Genomic DNA, 24,566 nt, shown 5'->3' on the forward strand with positions numbered 1-24,566 from the left:
TATTCTGCTAGAATATACAAAAAAACGAACTAATTAAAATACATAAAAACACATCATAGATACACTCTTAATATTTTTTCCATAAAGTCTTGGCAGTAGCACAAACTTTATTATTGCCTTCGATTTTTATTGTATGCGCAAAAGAGTTCTCTGTTTCTAGTTTTTTTGTTAAAGATAAAACGGTGTCTCCGTATTGAGCTTCAGCAATAAAACGACCATCTATTTTATGTAAATAATAATTTTCTGAAATATTTTCGGGGATAGATTCAATTACCCATTGTAAATATCTAATATTATTAACGTGTTTGTTCATGTCTGTATCATATCGATTTACTCTAAATTGTTTAAGATAATCAGCAAAATCGATAGAATTTATTTTTTTCTTTATATCACTAGAAATAGATTCGTTAATAAAACAAGACCATTTTTCTTTAATTTGATTAAAAATAGGTATTGGTTTCCTTTTTTCAATATCAAAGAAAACCCATAAACCTTTAGCTTTTCCTATAATATTCTGGTTTTCATCATAAATAATATTTTCTCTATAACCTGTTATAGAAGTATATTTTGATAACCAGGTTCTAATGGTAATTATTTCTTTATAATTTGGATAACGATCCATTTGAAAAACACCTGATACTAAAATCCAACCTATATTTTTTTTGAATAAATCAAACAAACTATAATTTATAGAAAAACAGTGTTCTGCAGCTGTTTCTTCTAACAAACCTAAAATAATTGTAGGTGTTGCAAATCCTAATTTATTCATTTCAAAATAACGTAATTCAAATTGCTTATCAAAATAATTATCAAACGTCATTATAAGTATTTTTTAAGGAATTGAATATCCTATTTATTCAAATGATCTTTTGAATTGTTCTATAATTTGTTGTGATGCTTTAACTGGCGAAATCTTAGCACCAACAATATCTTTTTCTAAATTAGTAAGTTCACTTTTAATATTTTTAGAACCGTAAAATAATTGTTTTAATTCTTCATTAATATTATTGTACATCCATTTTATTTGCTGATGGTTTCTGTTTTTTAAGAAGTAACCATTTTCATCAACCAGTGTTTTAAATTTTAGAATTTCGTTCCAAACATTAGAAATTCCAATGTTTTTTATTGCGGATGCAGTACTAACAACAGGACTCCAACCAGATTCTGATTGTGGGAAAATATGAAGTGCATTTTGGTATTGTATTTTTGCCATTTTGCTCATTGTTATATTTTCTCCGTCAGCTTTGTTTATGACTACCATATCGGCCATTTCCATAATTCCTTTTTTTATTCCTTGCAATTCATCACCTGCTCCAGCTAACATCAGTAATAAAAAGAAATCTGTCATACCATGTACAGCCGTTTCAGATTGTCCAACACCAACAGTTTCAATTAAAATAACATCATAACCTGCAGCTTCACAAAGCAACATGGTTTCTCCTGTTTTATTAGAAACTCCACCTAAAGTATCTCCAGAAGCAGATGGTCTAATATACGCTTCTTGTAAATTAGCTAAATCTTCCATTCGCGTTTTATCACCTAAAATACTTCCTCTAGAGCGTTGACTACTAGGATCTATTGATAAAATAGCAACTTTATGACCTTTTTTAACTAGATACATACCAAAAACCTCAATAAATGTACTTTTACCAACACCAGGAACTCCTGTAATACCAATACGAATTGAGTTTCCAGAATTTGGTAAAATTTCCTGAACTATTTCTTTAGCGAGTATTTTATCGCTCTCTAAATTACTTTCTATAATTGTAATTGCTCTAGATAAAATAACTCTATTTCCACTTAAAATACCGTCTATATAAGCTTGTGAAGTTAATCTGTTTTTAGGTTTGTAATTTTTCATTTTAGTGATAGAAAGCTAAGTTAATATTGGGGATTTTAATACTAACAAAGATACTAATTATGAAAAAAAACACCACTAAAGAAAGGGTGTTTTTAAATCGTTTTTTTAATTTAAATTGAGTCTATTTTTTATAGAAATCTAAAATAGTTACAATCAAAATAAAGAATAAATCTACTTAGTTTTTATATTGTTTTTTACAAATTTACTAACTTTTAACTTTAATTGGTTTTAAGTTAATTAGTCCTAAAAAGTCTAAAATTCTTATAATTAAATAGGTAATATCTATTTCGTGCCATTTAACACCAAAGTTAGCGTTACTTGCGTGTTTATGGTGATTGTTGTGATAGCCTTCTCCCATCATTAAAAAATCAAATCGGAACAAGTTTTTACTGGTATTTTTCATTTTAAAATTCACATATCCATAAATATGTCCAAACCAATTGATAATTACACCATGAATTGGCGCCATTAAAAAAGTGATTGGTAATAAAAGCCATTGCCACCAAGCAGTAGTAAAGAAAGCGAAAAAAGCAATGTAACCTGCAATAAAAAGGATACGAGAAAATCGAGAACCAGCAAACGCATCAAATGTTTTCCATTGCGGAACATTTTTAGTAAACCGTTCGTCAATTTCAATCCTTTGTGTATTAATATCTTGATAAATATTTTTTGTTTTCCACATCATTGCAAACATATTTGGATCATGAGAAGGCGAGTGTGGATCTTTTTCAGTATCTGTATATGCATGATGCATTCTGTGCATAATTCCGTAACCATAAGCACTTAAATAACTCGATCCTTGAAAAATCCAAGTTAAAATAAATGTAATTTTTTCCATGGTTTTAGACATTGTAAACACTTGATGCGCTGCATAACGGTGTAAAAAGAAAGACTGAAAAAACAAACCTCCATACCAAAGAATAATTACAAAAATAACAACTGTCATAAAGTTTTTTTTGCAAAGATAATTTGATGTAAGTCTTTAAACAATGAACCTAAATCAATTAAAAAAAGATATAAGGAAATAGACCGCTGAACTTTTAGAGTCAAGACTAATCTTTTTAACAAAAGAACATTCTAAAAGAGTTCTAAAATATATGTATTTTATTAAATTCGTTTTCTAATTCTGCTCAATGCTTGTGCGGTTACACCAATATAAGAGCTAATATATTTTAACGGAATTATCTTTAAAAGCTCTGGGCGTTCTTTAAATAATTTTAGATAACGTTCTTCTGCGGATAGATTTAGAAGATTTTGTTCGCGTTTAGATTTGATTAGAAATAATCGTTCTGCTGTTAACCGACCAATTAAATTACCTATTTGTGTTTTTTTGTAAACTTCTTGTAAATCAGCATATGTAATACTTAAAATAGTAGTTTCTGTAAGCGCTTGTAATTGATATGCAGATGGTTTTTGAGTTAAAAAAGAATCATATGCACTTATAAATTGATTTTTAAAACTAAATCCAAAAGTAATTTCTTTTTCAGGATCTTCTTTAGGAATAAATAAGCGAACAACACCCGATTCTATAAACGAAATATGATTCTCTATTTCATTTAATTTTAAAAAAACAGCTTTCTTTTTTATCACTCTACGTTGTAGTTTAGAATTAAAAAAATCCCAATCTACATTAGAAATTGTTGCTATTTGATCTAAGTGAGCTTTTATTTGTTGCAAATCTAATTCTACTAATTTATTTGTGCAAAGATACAAATATAGAAAACTGTTTTTTACTGTAAGTGCAAATATATAATTGCATTTTTAGACGTAAAATTAACATTTTAAATTCACAAGTATCATTTGTCTAATTTTCAAGAACCTTATTAGTACCTTTGCCAAAAAATTATTTGATGTCAAAATCGTTTTCAGAGTTAGGTGTTCATAAAAAATTGCAAGATAGTTTAGCTAAATTAGACATTTCTATTCCTACGGATATTCAAGCTAAAACCATTCCGGTTGTATTAAATCAAAAAGAAGATTTGGTTGTTTTAGCAAAAACAGGAACAGGTAAAACAGCTGCTTTCGGATTGCCTTTATTGCAATTAGTTGATTTAGAAAACCCTCAGATTCAGTCGTTAATACTAGCGCCAACGAGAGAGTTAGGACATCAGATTTATGATAATTTGGTTTCTTATGCAACTGAAATTCCAGAAATATCAATCGCATCAATTTGTGGTGGAATTCCTATAAAACCTCAAATAGAACGCTTAAAATCAACTACACATATTATTGTTGCAACGCCAGGTCGTTTGGTAGATTTGGTTAAACGAGGTGTTATTAATATTAAAGAAATTAAGTATTTTGTTTTAGATGAAGCTGATGAAATGGTAACTATTTTAAAAGAAGAAGTAGATGCTATTATTAAAGAAATTCCGAAATCGAGAAGGACATTATTGTTTACAGCAACAATGCCAGGAACAATTAAACAATTGGTTCAAAATTATATGGCTAAACATGTTGTTCATATTGAAGCAGATATGAAAACTTTGGGTCATCAAGGAATTGACCATCAATATGTAGTTGTAGAACCTATTGAAAAATTAGAGGTTTTAATGCATTTTTTAAGTTCAAAAGAAGGGAAACGTGGAATTATATTCTGTAAAACAAAAGCTGCTGTAAATAAATTAGCAAAAAACTTAGCGATTAATAAATTCTCTTCTGGTGCAATTCATGGAAGTTTAACTCAAGGAATTCGTGATCGAATTATGGGGCAATTTAGAGATGGAAATATTAATATTTTAGTAGCTACAGATTTAGCAGCACGTGGAATTGATGTAAAAGAAATTGAATATGTTGTAAATTATCATTTGCCAGATACTTATGAAGCTTATGTTCATAGAAGTGGTCGTACGGCAAGAGCAGGAGCAAAGGGGCTTTCTTTAAGTATTATTCAAAAAGAAGAACTAGAAGAAATTCCTGAATTTGAAGAAGATTTGGGACTTATTTTTAAAGCATATAAAAAAGCAGATTCACAAAGTATCGAAGAAAATAATGGGTTGTTGTGGGCTAAAAAGATATTTAAAACTAAACCAAATCACGATGTTTCTCAAGACTTTAAATCACAAATAAAAACAATATTTCATCATTTAACTAAAGAAGAATTGGTTGATAAAATATTGGCAAATTATTTAGTACAAACTGCATCTGCAAAAATAAAACCAGAAGTATCTAAAAGAAGAAAAAAGAAATAACGTAATTAAATATTTTATTTTAAAGTTATGATTGTCTATTTGAGCTTAGTTGAGAACAATTTAACTTTTAAATACCTTTTTTATGTTAAAAAGAATTAAATAAATTATGGCAAACGAAATAAAAAATCAAGAAGAAATTTTAGCTAAATTAAATATTACTGCATTAAATAAAATGCAAAAAGAAGCTGTTTTTGTAATAGAATCTACTATTAATACTATTTTATTATCGCCAACTGGAACAGGAAAAACGGTTGCATTCTTACTTCCTTTAATTGCTTCTTTAGATCCAGATATACATGAAGTACAAGCATTAATTTTAGTGCCATCAAGAGAATTAGCAATACAAATTGAGCAAGTAATTAGAACTATGGGATCTGGATACAAAGTAAATGCTGTTTATGGTGGTAGATCTATGGCAAAAGATAAAATAGAACTAAAACATATTCCTGCTATTTTAATAGGAACTCCAGGAAGAATTTCAGATCATTTTGCCAACGATCGTTTTTCTAAAGATTACATTAAAACTTTAGTTTTAGATGAGTTTGATAAGTCTTTAGAAGTAGGTTTTGAGTATGAAATGAGAGGAATTATTAATCAATTGCCTACTTTAAGTAAACGAGTTTTAACTTCTGCTACACAAGGTGTTGATGTTCCTGATTTTGTAAAATTAGACAAACCAACTATCATTAATTATTTAAAGGAAAAAAGAACTTCTCAATTAGCTATTAAAACTGTAATATCTCCAAATCATAATAAACTTAATACCTTATTAGATTTAATTAAGCATATTGGTAATGAACCAGGAATTGTGTTTTGTAATTTAAAAGATAGTATAGAAAAAGTAAGTGCTTTTTTAGATAAACATAAAATTAGTCATGCTTGTTTTTCTGGCGGAATGGAGCAAAAAGACAGAGAACGTTCTTTAATAAAATTTAGAAACGGAACGTGTCAATTATTAATCGCTACAGATTTAGCAGCTAGAGGAATTGACATTGTAGAAATGAAATATATTATTCATTTTGAATTACCAAAACATGAAGAAGAATTCATCCATAGAAACGGAAGAACGGCAAGAGTAAATGAAAAAGGAACTGCATATATTTTAAAGTGGGAAAAAGAAACAACGCCAGATTTTATTAAAAATACTAAAGGAGAAAATATTGCTAAAAAAGCAAAATTAGAGCCTCAATATTGGGAAACTTTATTTATTTCTGGAGGGAGAAAAGATAAAATTTCAAAAGGAGATATTGCTGGTTTATTTATAAAACAAGGAGGTTTAACCAAAGATCAACTGGGTACTATAGAATTAAAACCAGATTGTGCTTTTGTGGCAATTCCGTTAGAATTTGCTGATTCTTTAGTAGAAAAACTTAATAATACCCGTTTAAAAAAGAAAAAAGTAAGAGTTACATTTTTGTAAAAATTGCTTTTTTACTTTATATTTTTATTCTTAGCATTTTGAGTAATATTATGAGACCAAAAATTTGTACCATTTTGATAAATTTGTTATTATTAATTTGGTTCAAAAACGGTTCTTTAAATGGTAGATTTTAAATATCAAAACTAGTTTGAGGTGCTTTAATAATTCTAATTTTAGAAACCTTAGTAATTTGTCCTTTTATATTATTTAGATATTCCATTAATAAAAATAGTTTGATTTTGTATATTTTTATTAGACTGTGACTGTTTTTTATTAATTTCTGTTTTACAACTTATAAATGTTATTAAAATTAGAATATATCTATATTTCATAGTAATTATTTATAGACAATGTTACAATACGTTTTTATTTTTTTATTTACTATTGAAATAGTTTTTAATTATTTTTAGTATTTATAATTCTCGTATTTGTAAACTCGTTTAAATCGATTGAATATAACTTTGAAGATGGAGATTTCTCAAATTCTTCTTCTATTAAACCTCCTAATATATAAAGTTTGTCTTTATAATAATAAATTTCAGAATTTTTTAAATTTAAGTCAATTCTAAATTCATTTAATATTTTAGTGTTTATATTATAAGTAATTATTTTATTATCATTATAGATATATATAATACTTCCATAATGGGTTAAAGCAGGATTTTCTATTCCGTAAAATAAATTCCCTTCATTATTCCATTTTCCTGTAATAATATTATACGATTCAATTAAGGAAAGAGGAACTTTATTAAACCCACCAATAAGATATATTTTGTTGTTTATTATAATACCTTTCACTTCTTTTGGTTTGGTCATCTTTGGTAATTTGTACCAATAACCATTTGTTGTATTATAGATATGCGATTGGTCTGTATATGTTTTTTGTCCGTTCCTATTTTGTTTAATAGAACCTCCCATAACAATAATATTATCTTGATATGGAAATGCGGTAAAATTAACTGCTTGGTGCGGATTAGTGTTATCTAAAATAATTTGTTTTGTTTCTAGGTTTAAAACTTCTATTTTGTCATCTAAATATTCACGTTTTCTATTTGTAGAAAGTGTTTTGCCTCCTAATATATAGATGTAGTTATTAACGAATACTATATTATGATAAGCACGCTTTCTAAATTTTAACTCTAACATTTGCCAAGTATCATTTTCTATATCATATACTTGTAATTTATCACTGTAATTTTCCCAAATGGAATTATATTTAGTGTTTTTAATAAACTCTTCTAAAGAAGAAGATTCGCTTAAAGCTTTTCTTGCATTATCATCAAAATAAGTTTCATCTCCACCAATTATATAAAGTTTATTATCAACTAATGTTGCACCAAAATTGTAAACTCCGTTTTTTAAAGGAGATAATTTTTTATAAGATATTGTTCGTTTTAGTTTTCGCTTATTTACTATTGTAATTTCGTTAAGATTTTCTGTTTTTTTTGATAAATGAACTATATTATTAAGTTCTTTTAGTTTTGATAAAGTATATTTTTTAGGTTCATAACCAATAATTGAAAATCTTATTGAATCTATTGGATTTATTTTAGATATTATTTTTAAATTAAATTCTCCTTTTTCATTAGACACTGTTCCTGTTTTATCTTTATTTAAATAGATATTTACATTCTTTAATGGTTTTAGGTTTTCTTTATCTAGAACAACACCTTTTACATTTTGTCCAACTGCTGTTAAAAAAGAAAAAAATAAAATTAATGTTAACTTCATAGTTTTTTTAATTCAAATTTATATAACCCATTATATAATTACTTAAACACACTATAACATCAAAAAACAAGTAATATCAATGCTTTTTAACAGTGTATATTTATTATGTAATAAAATATTTAAAACTTTGTACCAATGTAATCACTTTTTAAAAGCTATAAAAGTAATTTTTAAAAGTATATAGCTATCTCTACCTAAAGTAACCCAGTATATTTTTTAATTGTAATTTAGTATAGCGTTTATAAGATTAAAAATAGAGTTGTAACAAATGCTTTGAAATTATGAGTAACGATTTTATTTATATTTGGTTTTGGTAATATTTATTTTTTCAGATTGTTTATCCAATTCACTAAATACTCTTTAAAATTTAAATTTACATTATAAATTTCATTTGTTCTTTCGTTAGTTCCTTTTTTAGTCATAAAGTGATTTAATTTATCCATTTCTTTAAATTCAATATTTGAATTTCCAATTTCATCTAATTTTGTTTTGCTCTGTTTTGGGTTAACTAAAATATCTTCTTTTCCAATAATTACTAAAGTCGGAAAATTAATATTCTCTAAAGTTTTTGTATTATCTATTCTGGCTTCTTCTAATTTATGAGGCATAAGGTAATTACTGAATGATTTTTTATTAATTCCGTGTTTTTTTGATTCTTTCTTTGCTGTTTTCCATATTTCCCAAGCTGTTTTATTTGGATTTTTATCTATTAAATCAAAGATGTAGTCTAATGTTTTTATTTTGTCATTAGCTGTTTTTCCAATTATTAAATTATCATAATTTCTGATTCCGTTATTTATCTGATATTTGAGTAAATCTCTCGGTTTTCCTATCGGTGCAGACCATTGAATTAAAAAGTTTGGTAATATTTGTTTTTCTATTACTTTAAGGGAAACAATACCGCCTAAACTATGACCTAAAAAGCCAATTTTTTTGTTTTCTAAAGTTTGTGATTTTTTAAGTTCGCTAAATATTTCAAGAAAATCATTTGTATAAACTTTTGCTTGATCATTATATTCTCCAGTCGATTTTCCTACGCCTCTTTTATCAAATCTAAAAACTCCAATATTATTTTTTAACATATATTCAGTCAAGTAATTGTGTGCTTTTTGAGATATTTTTCCTGTTCCAGAAATTATTACAATAACGTTATCAAATTTAAATTTTGGTGTTAATAAAGTTCCGGAAATTGTAATATTATTATCGATTATTTTCGATATTTCCTCAACTTTATAGTTTTGAATATTCTCAATTTCTTTTTCATTATTAAACTTTTCTTGGCAAAAAGTCAGTACTGAAATGAATAGTAATATAATTATCAGGATTTTCTTCATATTTGATGCCAACTTGGCTGTACTAGGTTTCTCTTTATGCAGACAAACCAAAACTGTTATTATTAAAAATATTTTTTCATTAATAATAATTTTTATCAAGCTTACTTCCAATGTGTTTGTACAAGGTTAGTAGCGTATTTTAAGAATGTAATTTAGCAAATAAAAACCATATAGAAAAAACGCGAGTATTTTTGTAAGTAGGCTCTTAAAACCAATAAATTATCTACGCCGTTAGGCAACAATTTTATATTTCGAATTCGTATAATTTCTTTACAAGTTTTTTTCTTTGATACCAATCGTTATAAACAAGTTCAATTTTTGTAATCTCAAAAGTTCCAAAATCGAAGTCAACATAGTCTTCAATTATTTTTAAAAAACTCTCTTTTTTATTTAATTGATTTCTAAATCGAACTATTGTTGAGTGTGCTGTTTCAATTGAATATCTTTTGTCTAAACTTTGTTCCAATTCAGATTTTTTAAATTCAAATCTTAAATTATCTCTAATTTCATTTAATAAGTTGTTATTCAAAAATCCTTGTACCATTATACAAGAAGTTGATGCAGTTAAACCTTTAAAATTAACTTCAATGTTTTTTTTAGTAGGTAAACATTTTTTGATTAATTCAATATATTTAGATAATTCAATGTTTTCGATATTAAATCCATCATAACACGATATTATTGACATAACTGTAATGTGGATATCAGAATTAGGATAATAATATTGATTTGGTTCAGTTTTCTTTAATTCGAGTATAAGTTTTTCGATTTTTTCTTTTACATCATTAGACGGTCTAACAAGAAGAGTAATTCCAAATCTTTTGTCGCCCTTTGAGTCAATTAAATTATCAATTCTGTATTTTCCAACACAGATATTTTTTATTGATTCTTTATATAATTTACTATAATGTTCTTTAAGATTCACTAATATAATTTTTATGACGACAGCTATTTTTATAATATAGCCTAAAAAGTGTTTGTTTATGAGTAGTTGCGTGTTTAAGCACCTAATTTAATAAATAAAAAACGAAAAGAAAGCCCGAGAGTATTTTTCTTAGTAGGTTAGAACTAGTAATAAATTATATGCGGTGTTGTAGGTAGTTTTTTACATTCGATTAACCCAAACCTTAACTCCCATAAATGCTCTTCTTTGAAATTCATTCCAACTCATTTCTTGTCTTGAATCATTTAAAGGCCAAGGATCTCTTAAAACTACTTTGTCTGGTATTATACCAATAACATTTCCAAAATTATCATACCTGTTAGAATAATATATTCCTGTCATAACATATGCGTGTCCAATTCCTCCGTTGGAATTTGAAAGTCCCACAATTAATGGCCACTTTTTCGATAGTCCGCTTATAATTTCTTGGACACTTGTATAGCCTCCATAAGCATTTATTGAAGAAAATCTACCTCTATTATCAGCAGCCCAACCAGACAAAGCATTTAAAATTTGTCGTTCGTTAGCAGGTCTGTTTGAGTTAGAAAAACCATATATTTTTCTAACAACATCAACTTGTGAAACATATAATCCATGATAATTTAATGTCATTTGAATACAAGCAGCCCAACACCAATTAGATTGCATTTGAGAACCTCCATTAACAGAAGTTGCTCGCATATATTCAAATTCATTGGTTGGAACTCCGCAACCGAAATAATTATTACCGTATTGTTTACACGATTGTGCATTTAAATTTATACCAATAAACATTAAGATAATAATTCCTGTTACTTTTTTCATAATTCAAAGTTTAAGAAGTTAATATTAATTAAATTATAAATATTATTCAATACCTAATAGTAGGTAGTTTTGAGTGAGTTCAAATAGCACACAAAGTGTTTATATGTAGCTATGTAGCTTATTATTTGGCTTAAACAATAAAGTTAATAAATACAAACCGAATAATAAATCAGCGAGTATTTAGTTTTTCAATTAGTTCATGTTTAGATAAACAGGTTTAATATTCAGTTGTAAATTTTAAAGGAAATTCGGTTTTCATAAATTAATACTAACGATTTAGAGTAACCAAAGTTGTGTTTTGGTTATCGAAATTTTTCAGATTTAAAATTAATAAATATTCTATTTAGCAGAAAGAAACAATTTTGGTTACGCATTTGTTGGCGGAAGTTTTATTTCATTTTAAGTGAATACCCTATACTAAAACCATTTCCATTATAAGCTGGATTTGACCCTGAAAGATTGTAATTAGTTTGGTTAAAATTACCATAACTCAACCTTATTTTACTATTGTTTATTAAAGTATATTCTAAACCTAGTAGTGTAGAATTGTTAAATGTAAAATTTGTTCCATTGTATGGAAATTTCTTAAATCCTGTAAAAATTCCTGTTCCGTATTCAATAAATGGACTTATTTTTTTCTTTCCAAATAAGTACCAACGATAATAAGTCATTAAACCAACACCCAAACCAAATTTTTGATTACCATTAATTAATGGTGTTTTGTCTTGCCATTCTTGAATATTGAATTCTGCTGATACTGAAAACCAACTAGCAACTCTATGTTCAATACCAATGTTTTGATGCCACACATTTTTTAACCCAAAAGCATATTCGTTATTCATACCTGCTCTAGCTGAATAGAAATTAATGTTTTCGTGATTTTTAAAAACAAATTCTTCTAAACTATAAGATAAAGCAGCCAATCCTAATACACCTATTAAAGTACTTCGATTGGTTAAGGTTGTATGTAAAGTTGGATCAAAACCAGGAATGTGAGGCCAATCGTTTTTACTTTGTGAATTTGTGTTAAAAGCAACTAATAATAGTAATGTAAAAAGAATGTATTTTTTCATACTAATTTATTGAAATTTAAAATGAGTAATAATTGGGTAATGGTCAGATATATAAGATACCCCATAATTTTTTACTAGGGTTTTATACGAAACAGCTTTTGATCTATTATAAAATATAAAATCAATATTTCTACTAATAATACCTAAGCCAAAAGCATTGTAAGATTTATTATCATCACTTCGTTCTGCAAATCGCTGAGCACTAAAATAATTGTTTCTAATTGGTTCTAAACGAGAATTACCTATGAGCATATTAAAATCTCCAGTAATAAAAACAGGTAAATCAGATTCTGTAATTTCTTCAATTTTCTGAACTATTAACTTGCTTGATTCTCCTTGGGCAGTTTTACCTTTATGATCAAAATGTGTATTGAATAAATAAAATTCTTTATCTTTATCAATATCTCTAAATTTTCCCCAAGTACATATCCTTATATTGTTTGCATCCCATCCTAATGAAGGGTATTCAGGAGTTTCACTTAGCCAAAAATCTCCATTGTTAAGAAGTTCAACTGTTGTTGTATCATAAAAAATAGCAGCATATTCGCCTCCAGAATGGCCATCATCCCTTCCAACTCCAACATAACTATAGTTTTGTAAGTTATTATCTAAATAGGATACTTGATTATGTAAACCTTCTTGAATACCAAATACTGTTGGTTTTACTTCGTTTAACATTGTTAAACAAGATTCTTTTCTGTTTTCCCATTGATTTTCTTCATCAGCAGGTTCATCATAGCGTAAATTGAAAGACATTACAGTTATATCTGAATCACCTGAAAAATCTTCAATTTCAATTGGTTTACAACTACAAATTAGTATTATAGTTATTAAAAAGTAAAATGTTTTCATATTATTTAATTTCAATTAAAATTAGGTTTGATGCAGGTAGTTTATCATTAACACCATTAAATTGAATACTATAAATTCCTTTTTTATTAAATTTATAACCATCTAATAGGTTTATTTTCCCTGAAATAGATTCATTTGGTTTTAATGTGATGTAATCATTTTTTGTTGGAGGCATTCTTTTTACCATGATACCACTATATTCTATTTTTTTGCTATCATATATTATATCCATAAACTCTCCTGTAAAACTATTTTCAATTGGAGTTTTCCAAGGTAAAAATGTGAATTTTTCTTCCCCGAAATTCTTAGTATCCATTTCAAGTTCTATAACTTCTCCTAAGTTGTAAGAAGTTTTAGTAGTAGAAATAGAACTTATAATATTTTCTTTCAAGTATTTCTTTGAAATAATTTTAATGTTTTTTGAATTTAAAAGAGTTGGATTCATTTCTATGGAGTCTTTAATTTCCATTGAAATTATATTTCCTTTTTTTAATTCAACCCAATTTCTATTAGGAATTGATATTGTTGTTGTATAAATTTTGTTGTGATTATTTCTTAAAGTAATCGTTTGTCCATCATTTTCATTCTTAGTGTGTATCACTAAAAATTCACTTTTACTCAAAGTACTATAATTTTGTTTAACAGTATTACAAGAAAAGATTATAAGTAGAGTAGTAATGGGTGTCAATATATTTTTTAACATTAAGTCTTTTTTAATATTTGCAAATATTAAAATCTTTAATATTAATTCTATTGACTTAAGGTCAAGAAATTTCTTTTCTAATCCTACTTAATCGTTCAGGAGAAACTTTTAAGTATTTAGCCAATTTATACAATGGAATTCTATTAATAAGTTCTTGATTGTTTTTTAAAATTTTAAGATACCTTTCTTTTGTAGATAGTATGAAAAAATCTTTCTCTCTTTGAATTCTCTTCATAGTATAACGCATAGATTCATTTTGTAGAAAATTTATAATTAAAGGATTCTTACTAGATTTTATAAAGTGTAAAGGGATTTTTGTTAAAATAGTATCTGAGGTACATCTTAAAAGAATATCTGAAGGTAAACCATTGTAAAATGAGATAAATGATGTACAAATTTCTCCTTCAAATAAAATATCGATTAAAAATTCGTTTTTATTATTTGAAATTTCTGCTTCTATAATGCCTTTTTCAATAAAGTAGCAGTATTTTTCAACTTCTTCATAGTTCGTAATTATATGTTCTTTTGAATATCTTTTAGTTTCAAAATTCTCAAGAAATAAATCATATGTTTCTTTGTTGTATTTTTTTATTAGATATTCTTTAAATGTCATTAGCTATGATGTTTTTGTATTATACAGATATAAGTTGACCTTTTTTTCGGTTAATTAATACCGTTTAAAGTATTTTTTTAGACGTTTAGAATCCAAAAAATAATTTGAACTAGGTTTGTTTTTAAATTGTTAGTTCCGTTAAATTTACATTATTTTTTCGGTATGATTTGTACTTGATATTCGGATTTAAATTTACTTCTAAAGGTTTTCTTAAGTCTAAGCTATAGTACTATATTTTTTAATCCAATAGCCAATGGTAGTTCTAGGAATGTCATATTTTTTAGAAGCGAAATTGGTTGAGATCTGACCATTTTGAATTTGGCCAACGACTAATAATTTAAGCTCTAAAGTTACTTTTTCGCCAGTTTTGTTTTTGAGTTTTTATAAGTGACTATAATTATGTGTTTAATTTTTAATCAACACTATTTCAAGAGTGTATAAATATAGCCCAATGAGCTAACGTTGTTGTGTGTAGTTATTTTTAATTTCATTTTCAATATCCACTAATTTCAATTCTTTATGGTAGCTTTCTATTCTTGAGTGGGCAGTTCCGTCAACTAATAAAATGACTATTAGCATTGCAATAATTGTAATACTAATTGCTCTCCAAGTTGGTGTGTTAACAAACAGAATTAATAATGCGGCTATGATAATTAATATTGGAATTACTTTAAATACAACTTTATATTCCTTTAAAGTGCTTTCAGAACGTTCAATCTCGGATTGGTAAAATGCAGATGCATCACCATTAAAATCCTTTTCAAATTGTTTAACTCTTTGAACGTTTGTGTAGTTAAGTCCGCTACCAATTATTAATAGTAATATTCCTGCTACTAATGTTGGAATGATATAAGCCTTTGCTAAATCTGTTTTTCCTAATTGACAAAACCCAATACTTGCGATTAAAAATATAATTGCAAAGAGTATGAAGAAACGTGTTGAGAAGACTTCGGCTTTTGCCCATTCTGTCGCTAATTTTAATAGTTCCATCGTTTAATTTAGTTTATATTTTTCTCTGTATTCAGTTGGACTTATTCCTTCTTTCTTTTTGAATAGTCTCGAAAAATAGGGTGGATATTCAAATCCTAATTCGTAAGCCACTTCTGAAATACTTTTATTTGGTTGTAATAGTATATTTTTCGCCTCATCTATTAAGTGTAAGTGTAAATGTTCGGTTGTAGTTTTACCTGTTTCTTTTTTTAAAGTGTCACTTAAGTAACGTTGTGAAATATACATTTTACCAGCGATGTGTTCTATACTAGGAATACCTTTTTCTTGCAATTGTCCAGATTCAAAATATTCCGTTAAATGCTTATTGAATTGCTCTAACAAATTATTGGATATTTCTATTCTATTTAAAAACTGCCTTTCATAGAAACGATTTGCATATTTTAACAACGTGTTTAATTGAGAAATAATAATTTCTTTACTGAAGACATCTTGATTATTTTGATATTCAATTTCAATATTAGCAACTATCGATTCTATTTGCTTTTCTTCTTTTGGCGAAAGATGTAATGCTTCATTTACTGAATAGGAAAAGAAACCATATTTTTTAATTTGTTGGGCTAAATCTGTTCCTTTTATAAAATCTTCGTGAAAGTTTATTGAAAACCCTTTCTGCTCAAAAACTACACTATTATCCCATTGTAGAATTTGCCTTGGTGCAATGAAAATCAAAGCGCCATTGGTAAAATCATACTTTGTTCTACCATAGTTTAAATCTCCTTCTACATATTTTTTTAAACTAATCGAATAGCAATCATTTGTAATTGGTGGCGAACTTTCTCTCGGACAAGGTAGATAACCTTCACCATTTGAATTAAAAATACTCAACATAGGATGTTCAGGTCTCGGTAGTTTTAAATAATCCAAATACGATGCTAATGTTTTAAAATGTTCCATACTACAAATTTAAAAATTCCATTTTACACCGGTTTCTTTTTCTGTAAGTTCCCATAATTTTTTAGCAACCACTTTATCTTTGGCGTGTGGTTCTATTTTATGTGCTCCAACAGGACCAGTCCAATTGCTTCTTCCTGTAGGTCCGTAAAAACAACTCTGGTCTAAATTTGATTCTGTAGCACACATCAATTTCGGATAGGCACCTTTTTCAGCCGATTGTGTTAATGGCGATAATTTCATTAGATTAAAGATGAATTTCATCATAAAACTACCACTTGTATTTATAAGGTTTGTTCTTGAAGAACCAGGATGACAAGCATATGCTTTAACATCTGATTTGCCTGCTTTGTTCAATCTATCCTGTAGTTCATAGATAGTCATAATCTGTGCCAGTTTACTTTGACTATATGCATTATTAGGCGTGTAATCTTTATCCCAATTCAAATCATCAAATTTGATTGTTTTAATTCCCATATCATATCCCAGACTTCCTACCGTTACAATTCGTCCTTTAGATTTTTCAATGAGAGGGAATAGTAAAGCTTGAAGTGTAAAATTCCCATAGTAATTCGTTCCCATTTGACTTTCCCAACCGTCAGTTGTTAGTTTTTGTTTAGGTACTTGGGCAATTGCAGCATTGCAAATTAATGCATCAATTTGAGGAATTATTTTTAGAACTTCTTCAGCTGCTTTTTTTACAGAAGCTTGTTCTGCCAAATCCATTTTTATAGCTAAAACGTCTATCTGATTTCCAAGTTCTTGCTTTAAAGTTTTGATTGTGTCTTCTGCTTTATTTTGGTTTCTATTTAGCATTACAACTTTCGCTCCTTTTGATAGCAATATTTTTGCAGCTTCAAAACCTGTTCCACTTGTAGTGCCTGTAATGACGAATGTTTTACCACATAAATCTCCAATTCTGTCTGGTGTCCAACCTTTTTTGCCAAATTGATTTGTATTCATTTTTGTCTATTTATCAATGTTAAAATAATAAGACAAAGGTCGGATAGAAGTAGTGTTGTTTCCTTATACAGATTTTCGAATGTTGTATACTTTTTGGTTGGTCATAATTACACATAACGTGTTGTATATGGTTTGTTACGTGGTTTAAGTACCTAATTTAGTAAATAATTACAGACCAAGAAAGTCCGCGAAGACTTTCGTAAATAGGCTAAAACCAGCATTTAATTTTATACAGTGTTAGTAGCTATTGCTTTTCTTTATTCAGCTCTAATTTCATCAATATGTCAGACTGTTCGTCATTTCCAAGTTTAAAAATGTGTTTGTCAAATGGCACAAATCCATTTTTTTCATAAAATCGAATTGCTCTTGGATTTTTCTCCCAAACAGATAACCAAACAAATTCCGCATTTTTCTCTTTCGCCAATTTAATAGCTTTTTTGTAAAGGTTTTGTCCAACTTTTTTTCCGTAAAATTCTTTTAGCACGTAAATCCGCTCTATTTCGAGTGCATTTTTATCCTTAATAACAGATTGAGATTGTCTTATATTTACTTTTAAATATCCAATTATTTTTCCTTCAAATTCACTAAAATAAAATTCAGAATTTATATCATTAAGTTCTGTCTTAAGCTCTTCTGTAGAAAATTTGTTTTCCAAATAATTTGTCATATTTTCTTTGCTATTTACTAAAGAATATGTCTCTATAAAAGTTCGTTTTGCTATCTCTTTTAAATTTTCAATATCTTGAATGCTTACTTTTCTAATTTCCATTTATTTTCGGTAATGTCTATTTAAGCTTACAGGTAGCATTGTTAAATAAGCTCTGTTGTGTGTTTCAGCAACTAATTTAGCAAATAAAAACAGAATAGAAAATCCGAGAGCCTGCCATTAATTATACAAGTTATTGTAGACAGTTATTATATCCTTTTCCATACAATGAAACGGGTATTCTCTTTCTGGAAAATTGACATTTCCACGTATAAAATAATTTCTTTTCTTGTAGAATTCAATCACCTCCAAATTTTGACTATAAGCATCTAATCTTATTGAAGAATAATTATTTTCTTTCGCAAAATTTTCGGCAAAGTCCATCAGTTTTTGTGCGTATCCTTTTTTCTGATATTTTGGGTCAATTACAAGTCTATGAATTACTAATACTTTTGAATTGTTAAATTCCCATTTAATTAATTTATACTCAGTTTCTTGTTCTTCGCTTATGTTAATTGCTCCAATAATTTTTTCATTGCTTTTCAATGTGTAAAGAACATCTTTTTTTAAATCATTCTCAATGATTGAGATTGAAGGATAATTATCTGTCCATTGATAAATTCCATTATTTTCTAAATCGATTTTACCATTTAGATAAATTTGAAATATTTTTTCTAAATCAAAAAGTTGTCCTTTTTCTATTTTCGATTGGTCAATTTTTACTAATTCAGTCTCTGTGTCATAAATAAGAATTCCTTGATTTTCGCTATCAAGATGTTCAATTAATTTTCCGTTTTTGTTCCATACAGCACTTTGACCAACGCTAATAAAGTTGTGGCAATTACCAATACAATTAGACATTAAGATTGGTGTGCTAAATTCTCTGGCAATTTTTGGAAAGTGTTTATATGCCTTTTCAATTCCACCTTTTGGTTTTGCAACACTTGCAATGTAAATATCTGCACCTTCTTTATTAGCATTCAAAAAGTGTTCACTTTGTAGAGTTTCAAAGCAAATTCCAATCGCAATTTTTTTTTCTTTAATATTTAGAATTACTTGGTCATTTCCACAAACAAAATATGGTAATTCGTCTGAATGTAACATTTGCTTGGAATAAACAACTCTCTTTTCGTTTGGCTGAAAAATTAACATACTGATTTTTATTCCGTCATTTGCTTTTGTCGGCATTCCTATTCCAATTGTTACGTCATTATTGTTAGAAAGTTCTTGAAATAGATTAAAAATACTATTTTCTATTTCTGTAGTAAGTTCTTTGGCTAAATTAGGTTCGTAATTAGTAATTGATAATTCGGGAAAGATGATTAAATCAGTATTTGATTTGACTCCAAGTTCAATTATTCGCAAGTGATTCTGAATGTTTTCTTTGGCTTTTCCTTTTTGAGATTTCGTTTGTGCAATGCAAATTTTCATTTCTTGGATGTGGTTTGTTTTAATTGCCCACAACGTTTTGGTATAAGCTTTGTTGCGGGTTTCAAGCATTAAATTTAGTAAATAAAACACAAACCAAGAAAATTAGAGAGAATCTTCGAAAACAGACAAGAAGTCAGTAATAAATTATATATGGCTTAAGTTAGCAAACCTTTTATATCATTTAGTTTGTAGTAAAAGAAGCTGTACTTATACCACCATTAGTTACTGTATTATCTGCATATTTTGCGTAAGGTCTAAAAAAGTATTGAGTTCCAAACGTTAAAGGTTCAGCTACAACTGAATAACTTGTAGTTAAAATAACACCTTTATTGTGAACTCCATTAAAACCTTCAACTTCGTTAGTACTGCTATTAGTGAAATCACTGTTTACACTATACTCAACACCAAATTCTACAGGTATTTCTTTCATAATATCATTGATGTTTAAAGTAACAGTTATGAAATTTGTCTGAATTAAAAAGGCATCAGATTCTATAGCTAAAGTTAAATCTCTATTTGCGCTTGCATCAATATTTGTAGAAGCTTGTATCTCATTCCCATAGAAAAAAGTACCATCATCATATTCAAAATATCCTCTAATATAATATGTTTGATTGCTTGTTAAGCCTTCAATATATCCAGTTGCGGCTGAACTACTTCCGCTTACATTAGATGTATTATTAGCACTAACTAGAGGGGTAGAAGAAGTTCCATAAACAAAACCTCTATTTATTTCATTACCAAAATTAGCATTATTTTGAAAAGTTCCTGAAATGATAAGGTTTACTGTACCATCGAAGTTAATAAAAAAATCAGTATCATCATTCGTAGTAAAAACTCTATCATCTAAGGGGTTCATCGGTTTTTCATCACTTGAACAGCTATTAAATGTTATTGTAAAAATCAATAAAAAAGCTACTTTGAATAAATATTTAATTTTCATTGTTTTCATTGTTTTTAAAAAGGGCATAATTTAGAAAAGCATTTTATTTATCAATAACTAAACCAAAAACAGCATTTTAAAATCTACTATTGTTTTTGTAATAAAACGGCAATATATTTGGATTATTTCAGGGGGTGTTATAATGTTTGTCAACAGTTTTTGGTTGTAAGTAGTTATTTTAATTTTTTAACGCTTCAATTTCTTCAATGTAACTTATTCGGTCAGATTTCGAGATAGATTTATCATTATTAATGAGCTCAATCGATTTATTAAGAAACAGAAGTCCTTTTTCATAATCTTTTTGAGTCATATAGATTTCTCCTATCCAACTGAAATAGCTAAAATCTTTAGGATATTTTTCTATTGCTTTAACTAAAACTTCCAGTGTGAAATTTAGTTTCTTTGTACCATATATATTGTCATAATCATTGTAGTACTCGGAAGCAATGCTATTATAGAATAATTCAGACGGTAGTATTTTAAAACCCAGTTCAGATGATAAAGATGAATATAATTCTTGAAAACCATTCCATGGTACCTTATTTTTTGATGCTTTTGCAAGATTAAAACAGATGTCTATTCTTCTGCCATAATCTTTAAAAATTTCACTTAGTGCTCTACTTGCAGTTAAACCTGGTGTAAGATTATGTGTTACTTTATATTTGTAATATCTCCATTCTAAGTTTTTAGGTAAATCTTTTGAAATTAAATAGGAATTTAAAGTATCTACAGCTGTTTCATGTAAATCTCCATACGATTGTTCTCCTACCGAAAAATAGTAAAAGTATTTATGGGGAATCGAAGGAATCTTGTTTAAGAAAAATTCAAATTGGGCTTGCTGCTGTTTATCTCCAAAGTCGAAATTAGACACACTGTTTGCTATTGCACCGTTGAAAAAATCTGGGCTTTTTGATAGAGCGTAAGAAGAAAAAATAGCTGTTCGAGAATGTCCTATCAATAAATTAAAGTTTGAGATAGAGTAATTCTTTTTTAATTCATTATTTAACTCTTTCTCTAAAAAGATTATAAAATCATCGGCTTTACCACCGGAAATATTTGGATTTGTCCATTTGTTTCTTTTTTTCCAAGGAAAAGTAATGCCAACAACGATGGCTTCTGGCATCCATAGTAAACTGGTTAAATAATCAATTGTATTGAGATTGTATTTATAGTTATTTTGATTTTGCTTATCTAATAAATAAATAATTGGATATTCAGCGTCTGTATTATTCTTAATCCCTTTAGGCAAGGTTATTTCCAGACTTACAGAATCGTTTAATGTTTCAGAATATAAATTTAATTGAAATGGTTGTTTGTAAGAGGAATATTCTTGGGCTAATGCCGAATATTTGACAACTATTAAAAAAAAGAATATGCAATATGTTTTCATTTATTTTTTTTTATTTTCTTCAAATTATTTACAACGAACGACCTAGTACAAGAATATTGGAGGATTTTTAAACACTAACTTTTCGGTTAACCACAGACTTTTTTTTATTTACTTTGTTTCGTTTTAGCTATTAAACCGATATTATTTTTATATATTGTTGTAATCAGTTTTTATCGATTTCTTCTTGCCAATTCATCTTCTGTAATATAACCATCTTTATTTTTATCGCGTTTATTAAAGTTTTCTTTTAATTTACCTTTTGCTTCAGATTTTGATACTTTACCATCATGGTTAGTATCCATATTGGCTAACATTCTTTCAAAAGATGGCCCTGAATTTTTTGCTTTTTGGCTATTATTGTTATTATTATTATTATTATTATGTTTACCTTTATTAAAACCAAAGGTTCTTGAGCCATTATCTTCTGGCGTTATATTAATAGTGTATTTATGAGTAAGTGCCATACACATGTTAGAAGTGCATCCATAATAATGGAGCGTTAATTCTATTTGATCTGCTGGTGATGCTCCTTTTATATCTACCCAAAATTGACGTGGTTCAGTGTCGCTATCTCCAGGGCCTTTTTCAGCACTTGCTTCTTGTGGAGAAGCTGTAACTCCTTCTGGTAATTCAAGAACATATTTCATTGGTGGCGTTAGGTTGTTCCAATGAGCATCAAGAATAGGGTCTGGAAAGAATCCTAATGCTAATTTACCATTCCCCGTTTCAATAAGATTTCTATCGGCTTCTGCACGTAACTTAACATAATAGGTGTCTTCAGGTTTTTTAGGTACAATAGATAAAATATTTAACCCTTCTGGTCTATATATTGTGGTATTTGTTTCTTCATTTAAACGTTTTTCGTATCGCTTAATAACAGGTAAATCAAGGTCTTTAATAGTAGTTAGTGTACTTGCTGCTCCAACCTTATCACTTAACATTTGGCGCAACTCTTGTTCTTTAAGTTTACCCCATCCTTTAACAATCTTGCCTTCTGGAGATATTAAATATACCGATTGAGAACCAGAATTTAAAGCAATACGAATGTTATCATCCATAGCATCTACAATCCATGGAACTTTTGTACCTAACTTCTTTTTTACTTCTTTAACCATAAGTAATCTTTCCGAAATATTTTGTGCTTCAACATATCCATCTAATTCTGGGTGACGCAAACTTTTATACACAAAAAAGAATTGTACATCTTTTGGCGCATAATCTACGTTTAAAGCCTCAATACCAGTATATGCTTTATGAAATTCCGGACAAGTTAAACATCCCATAGCCAATACGGTATACTTACCTTTGCTTAACTCTTTTATTTTTAATGAATTTCCATTCGCAGAAAAAGCATTTAAATCTGGTAATTCTCCACTCGTTACAACACCTCCTTCAGGAACATTAGCATACTGACTAATATAATTTGAAGGTTTTGTTTCACGTTGCTCTGTTTGTTGCGATTTCTTATTTTTTTTAGGTTGTTTATTTAATTGTGCTACAGTTGGTTTAGAATTTTTTTTTGTGTTAGAATAATAATTTTGAACCCCTGTATTTACAAGCGCGGAACTATTTTTTAAATTTGAATGCTTGTTTGTAATGATGTTTTGGTTGAGAGTTATGGACATTAAGTCTTCTCCATATAAAATGGTACCATTATAATTTTTTCGTATTTCAGCTGAAGTTGCTTCTTCATCCACATTTGTAAAGTTGAAATGTGTTAAAACTAAATTCTTAACATTTGCTTCTTTTGCCATTTGAGAGCTTTCAGCTAAATTAACATGTGCTTTTTCTTTTGCTCGACTATTGTTTCTATTGTTATTATTTTTAATCACATTCCTTTTTGAACCTACTTCAATAGCTCCTCCAGAATCCATGATTAAATAATCCGCATTTTTAGCTAAAATTGGTAATGATTCCGAGTAGGTTAAATCGCCAGAAATTACAATGGATTCATTTTCTACATCAAAACGATAAGCGAGTGTAGCAATAGTATGATTTACAGGTGTGTAAGTGATTTTTATTTCTCCAATATAGAATATGGTGTTTCCTGTTAAATTTTTAGCGGTGAAATTGGATTTAACATCAGTTAAACTTCTCCCAGATTTTGATAATCTATAATCAATATCTTCTCGATAATTTTCGATAGTATTATCGATTAGCGAAGTAGTTTGTTTTGGTCCTGCAATAATTGTTTTATTTCCACCAAGAAGCGATTGGATAAAAATAGGAGCAAACTCCTCATTATGGTCTAAATGATGGTGAGTAAAAAGCAAACCGTCAATGTCTTTAATTTTCGAGTTAATTTTGTTTAAATTGGCTTGTGTACCATTGCCCATATCAACCAAAATTTGAGTGTTTTTGTAAGTGATTAATACAGAAGGACCACATCGTTCTGTATTAAATTTAGGTGAGCCTGAGCCAATTATTGTTGCAGATAAATGGTTATTATTTTCTTGAGCGAACAATTGTGTTCCTAAAAAAAATAGTAGTAAAGCTAAGTGTTTTGTCATTTTAAATTTTTTACTTCTAAGACACTTGATTTTCTTAAAGGTTTAATTTGGATAGGAAGTTGGTATATTATCAGGTTTTGTGTATAGTTAGTTACGTGGTTAAGCAACTAAGTTAGTAAATATTTACGAACCCGTGAATATTCCGCAGGAGTATTCGCAAGTAGGGAAGAATAAAGTAATTAATTATACACGGTAT

At 28.0% G+C, this 24,566-nt stretch carries 22 protein-coding genes; 2 read left to right on the forward strand and 20 right to left on the reverse strand.

The window, feature by feature from the left end; all coding sequences use genetic code 11:
• Nucleotides 1–67 precede the first annotated feature (67 nt).
• The 4 genes from BLT70_RS07050 to BLT70_RS07065 all read right to left on the reverse strand — a co-directional run bounded on the left by BLT70_RS07050 (nucleotide 68) and on the right by BLT70_RS07065 (nucleotide 3,538).
• Nucleotides 68–820: an acyl-[acyl-carrier-protein] thioesterase gene (locus BLT70_RS07050; protein ID WP_091892983.1), complete on the reverse strand. Its 753-nt coding sequence runs from the start codon at nucleotides 818–820 to the stop codon at nucleotides 68–70.
• 33 nt (nucleotides 821–853) lie between these two features.
• Nucleotides 854–1,861 (reverse strand): methylmalonyl Co-A mutase-associated GTPase MeaB, encoded by a 1,008-nt coding sequence (gene meaB / locus BLT70_RS07055; RefSeq protein ID WP_091892985.1) that lies wholly within the window; start codon nucleotides 1,859–1,861, stop codon nucleotides 854–856.
• 205 nt (nucleotides 1,862–2,066) lie between these two features.
• Nucleotides 2,067–2,807 carry an acyl-CoA desaturase gene (locus BLT70_RS07060; RefSeq protein ID WP_091892987.1) on the reverse strand — a complete coding sequence of 247 codons (741 nt, stop codon included), beginning with the start codon at nucleotides 2,805–2,807 and terminating at the stop codon, nucleotides 2,067–2,069.
• 161 nt (nucleotides 2,808–2,968) lie between these two features.
• Nucleotides 2,969–3,538, reverse strand: coding sequence for a Crp/Fnr family transcriptional regulator (locus BLT70_RS07065; protein ID WP_091897503.1), 570 nt, complete (start codon nucleotides 3,536–3,538; stop codon nucleotides 2,969–2,971).
• A 173-nt stretch (nucleotides 3,539–3,711) separates the two neighbouring features.
• On the opposite strand from BLT70_RS07065, the gene BLT70_RS07070 reads away from it, so the two are divergent.
• Together BLT70_RS07070 and BLT70_RS07075 are read left to right on the forward strand one after the other, a co-directional pair.
• A complete protein-coding gene (locus BLT70_RS07070; protein WP_091892989.1) occupies nucleotides 3,712–5,052 on the forward strand; it encodes a DEAD/DEAH box helicase in 1,341 nt (446 codons plus the stop codon).
• A gap of 106 nt (nucleotides 5,053–5,158) precedes the next feature.
• Nucleotides 5,159–6,472 (forward strand): DEAD/DEAH box helicase, encoded by a 1,314-nt coding sequence (locus BLT70_RS07075; protein ID WP_091892991.1) that lies wholly within the window; start codon nucleotides 5,159–5,161, stop codon nucleotides 6,470–6,472.
• A gap of 396 nt (nucleotides 6,473–6,868) precedes the next feature.
• Here the strand turns inward: BLT70_RS07075 and BLT70_RS07080 are convergent, their stop codons facing one another.
• The 16 genes from BLT70_RS07080 to BLT70_RS07160 all read right to left on the reverse strand — a co-directional run bounded on the left by BLT70_RS07080 (nucleotide 6,869) and on the right by BLT70_RS07160 (nucleotide 24,370).
• A complete protein-coding gene (locus BLT70_RS07080) occupies nucleotides 6,869–8,203 on the reverse strand; it encodes a carboxypeptidase-like regulatory domain-containing protein (protein ID WP_091892993.1) in 1,335 nt (444 codons plus the stop codon).
• Between the two features lie 320 nt (nucleotides 8,204–8,523).
• The gene (locus BLT70_RS07085; RefSeq protein WP_157691846.1) at nucleotides 8,524–9,537 is read right to left on the reverse strand and encodes an alpha/beta fold hydrolase; all 1,014 of its coding nucleotides are present in this window, start codon (nucleotides 9,535–9,537) and stop codon (nucleotides 8,524–8,526) included.
• A gap of 244 nt (nucleotides 9,538–9,781) precedes the next feature.
• Nucleotides 9,782–10,462, reverse strand: a complete 681-nt coding sequence (locus BLT70_RS07090) for a 2'-5' RNA ligase family protein (protein WP_091892997.1) — start codon at nucleotides 10,460–10,462, stop codon at nucleotides 9,782–9,784.
• 180 nt (nucleotides 10,463–10,642) lie between these two features.
• Nucleotides 10,643–11,284, reverse strand: a complete 642-nt coding sequence (locus BLT70_RS07095; RefSeq protein WP_091892999.1) for a papain-like cysteine protease family protein — start codon at nucleotides 11,282–11,284, stop codon at nucleotides 10,643–10,645.
• 389 nt (nucleotides 11,285–11,673) lie between these two features.
• Nucleotides 11,674–12,357, reverse strand: a complete 684-nt coding sequence (locus BLT70_RS07100; RefSeq protein ID WP_091893001.1) for a hypothetical protein — start codon at nucleotides 12,355–12,357, stop codon at nucleotides 11,674–11,676.
• Nucleotides 12,358–12,363: 6 nt separating this feature from the next.
• A complete protein-coding gene (locus BLT70_RS07105) occupies nucleotides 12,364–13,209 on the reverse strand; it encodes an endonuclease/exonuclease/phosphatase family protein (protein ID WP_157691847.1) in 846 nt (281 codons plus the stop codon).
• Between the two features lies 1 nt (nucleotide 13,210).
• On the reverse strand, nucleotides 13,211–13,831 hold the full coding sequence (locus BLT70_RS07110) for a hypothetical protein (protein ID WP_091893004.1): 621 nt from the start codon (nucleotides 13,829–13,831) through the stop codon (nucleotides 13,211–13,213).
• Between the two features lie 142 nt (nucleotides 13,832–13,973).
• Nucleotides 13,974–14,525, reverse strand: a complete 552-nt coding sequence (locus BLT70_RS07115) for a Crp/Fnr family transcriptional regulator (RefSeq protein ID WP_091893006.1) — start codon at nucleotides 14,523–14,525, stop codon at nucleotides 13,974–13,976.
• Between the two features lie 456 nt (nucleotides 14,526–14,981).
• Nucleotides 14,982–15,515 (reverse strand): hypothetical protein, encoded by a 534-nt coding sequence (locus tag BLT70_RS07125; RefSeq protein ID WP_091893008.1) that lies wholly within the window; start codon nucleotides 15,513–15,515, stop codon nucleotides 14,982–14,984.
• 3 nt (nucleotides 15,516–15,518) lie between these two features.
• Nucleotides 15,519–16,430: an AraC family transcriptional regulator gene (locus BLT70_RS07130; RefSeq protein ID WP_091893010.1), complete on the reverse strand. Its 912-nt coding sequence runs from the start codon at nucleotides 16,428–16,430 to the stop codon at nucleotides 15,519–15,521.
• Nucleotides 16,431–16,439: 9 nt separating this feature from the next.
• The gene (locus BLT70_RS07135; protein WP_091893012.1) at nucleotides 16,440–17,390 is read right to left on the reverse strand and encodes an SDR family oxidoreductase; all 951 of its coding nucleotides are present in this window, start codon (nucleotides 17,388–17,390) and stop codon (nucleotides 16,440–16,442) included.
• A gap of 244 nt (nucleotides 17,391–17,634) precedes the next feature.
• A complete protein-coding gene (locus BLT70_RS07140; protein WP_091893014.1) occupies nucleotides 17,635–18,159 on the reverse strand; it encodes a GNAT family N-acetyltransferase in 525 nt (174 codons plus the stop codon).
• Nucleotides 18,160–18,276: 117 nt separating this feature from the next.
• The gene (locus BLT70_RS07145; RefSeq protein WP_157691849.1) at nucleotides 18,277–19,527 is read right to left on the reverse strand and encodes a GNAT family N-acetyltransferase; all 1,251 of its coding nucleotides are present in this window, start codon (nucleotides 19,525–19,527) and stop codon (nucleotides 18,277–18,279) included.
• A gap of 181 nt (nucleotides 19,528–19,708) precedes the next feature.
• Nucleotides 19,709–20,479 carry a hypothetical protein gene (locus BLT70_RS07150; protein WP_091893018.1) on the reverse strand — a complete coding sequence of 257 codons (771 nt, stop codon included), beginning with the start codon at nucleotides 20,477–20,479 and terminating at the stop codon, nucleotides 19,709–19,711.
• Between the two features lie 169 nt (nucleotides 20,480–20,648).
• Complete coding sequence (locus BLT70_RS07155) at nucleotides 20,649–21,860, reverse strand: alpha/beta hydrolase-fold protein (RefSeq protein ID WP_091893019.1); 1,212 nt, start codon at nucleotides 21,858–21,860, stop codon at nucleotides 20,649–20,651.
• A gap of 170 nt (nucleotides 21,861–22,030) precedes the next feature.
• Entirely contained in the window at nucleotides 22,031–24,370 is a 2,340-nt protein-coding gene (locus BLT70_RS07160) for an MBL fold metallo-hydrolase (protein WP_091893021.1), read from the reverse strand.
• Nucleotides 24,371–24,566: the final 196 nt, after the last annotated feature.

This window comes from Polaribacter sp. KT25b (assembly GCF_900105145.1).
GTDB lineage: Bacteria > Bacteroidota > Bacteroidia > Flavobacteriales > Flavobacteriaceae > Polaribacter.

Excerpts from the sequence above, each read along its gene's own strand:
- BLT70_RS07150 (WP_091893018.1), bottom strand. The coding sequence starts at position 20,479 with ATGAAAACAATGAAAATTAAATATTTATTCAAAGTAGCTTTTTTATTG.
- BLT70_RS07135 (WP_091893012.1), bottom strand. The coding sequence starts at position 17,390 with ATGAATACAAATCAATTTGGCAAAAAAGGTTGGACACCAGACAGAATT.
- BLT70_RS07115 (WP_091893006.1), bottom strand. The coding sequence starts at position 14,525 with ATGACATTTAAAGAATATCTAATAAAAAAATACAACAAAGAAACATAT.
- meaB (WP_091892985.1), bottom strand. The coding sequence starts at position 1,861 with ATGAAAAATTACAAACCTAAAAACAGATTAACTTCACAAGCTTATATA.
- BLT70_RS07095 (WP_091892999.1), bottom strand. The coding sequence starts at position 11,284 with ATGAAAAAAGTAACAGGAATTATTATCTTAATGTTTATTGGTATAAAT.
- BLT70_RS07060 (WP_091892987.1), bottom strand. The coding sequence starts at position 2,807 with ATGACAGTTGTTATTTTTGTAATTATTCTTTGGTATGGAGGTTTGTTT.
- BLT70_RS07070 (WP_091892989.1), top strand. The coding sequence starts at position 3,712 with ATGTCAAAATCGTTTTCAGAGTTAGGTGTTCATAAAAAATTGCAAGAT.
- BLT70_RS07130 (WP_091893010.1), bottom strand. The coding sequence starts at position 16,430 with ATGGAACATTTTAAAACATTAGCATCGTATTTGGATTATTTAAAACTA.
- BLT70_RS07080 (WP_091892993.1), bottom strand. The coding sequence starts at position 8,203 with ATGAAGTTAACATTAATTTTATTTTTTTCTTTTTTAACAGCAGTTGGA.
- BLT70_RS07075 (WP_091892991.1), top strand. The coding sequence starts at position 5,159 with ATGGCAAACGAAATAAAAAATCAAGAAGAAATTTTAGCTAAATTAAAT.
- BLT70_RS07145 (WP_157691849.1), bottom strand. The coding sequence starts at position 19,527 with ATGAAAATTTGCATTGCACAAACGAAATCTCAAAAAGGAAAAGCCAAA.
- BLT70_RS07050 (WP_091892983.1), bottom strand. The coding sequence starts at position 820 with ATGACGTTTGATAATTATTTTGATAAGCAATTTGAATTACGTTATTTT.
- BLT70_RS07100 (WP_091893001.1), bottom strand. The coding sequence starts at position 12,357 with ATGAAAAAATACATTCTTTTTACATTACTATTATTAGTTGCTTTTAAC.
- BLT70_RS07160 (WP_091893021.1), bottom strand. The coding sequence starts at position 24,370 with ATGACAAAACACTTAGCTTTACTACTATTTTTTTTAGGAACACAATTG.
- BLT70_RS07105 (WP_157691847.1), bottom strand. The coding sequence starts at position 13,209 with ATGAAAACATTTTACTTTTTAATAACTATAATACTAATTTGTAGTTGT.
- BLT70_RS07140 (WP_091893014.1), bottom strand. The coding sequence starts at position 18,159 with ATGGAAATTAGAAAAGTAAGCATTCAAGATATTGAAAATTTAAAAGAG.
- BLT70_RS07085 (WP_157691846.1), bottom strand. The coding sequence starts at position 9,537 with ATGAAGAAAATCCTGATAATTATATTACTATTCATTTCAGTACTGACT.
- BLT70_RS07125 (WP_091893008.1), bottom strand. The coding sequence starts at position 15,515 with ATGGAACTATTAAAATTAGCGACAGAATGGGCAAAAGCCGAAGTCTTC.
- BLT70_RS07155 (WP_091893019.1), bottom strand. The coding sequence starts at position 21,860 with ATGAAAACATATTGCATATTCTTTTTTTTAATAGTTGTCAAATATTCG.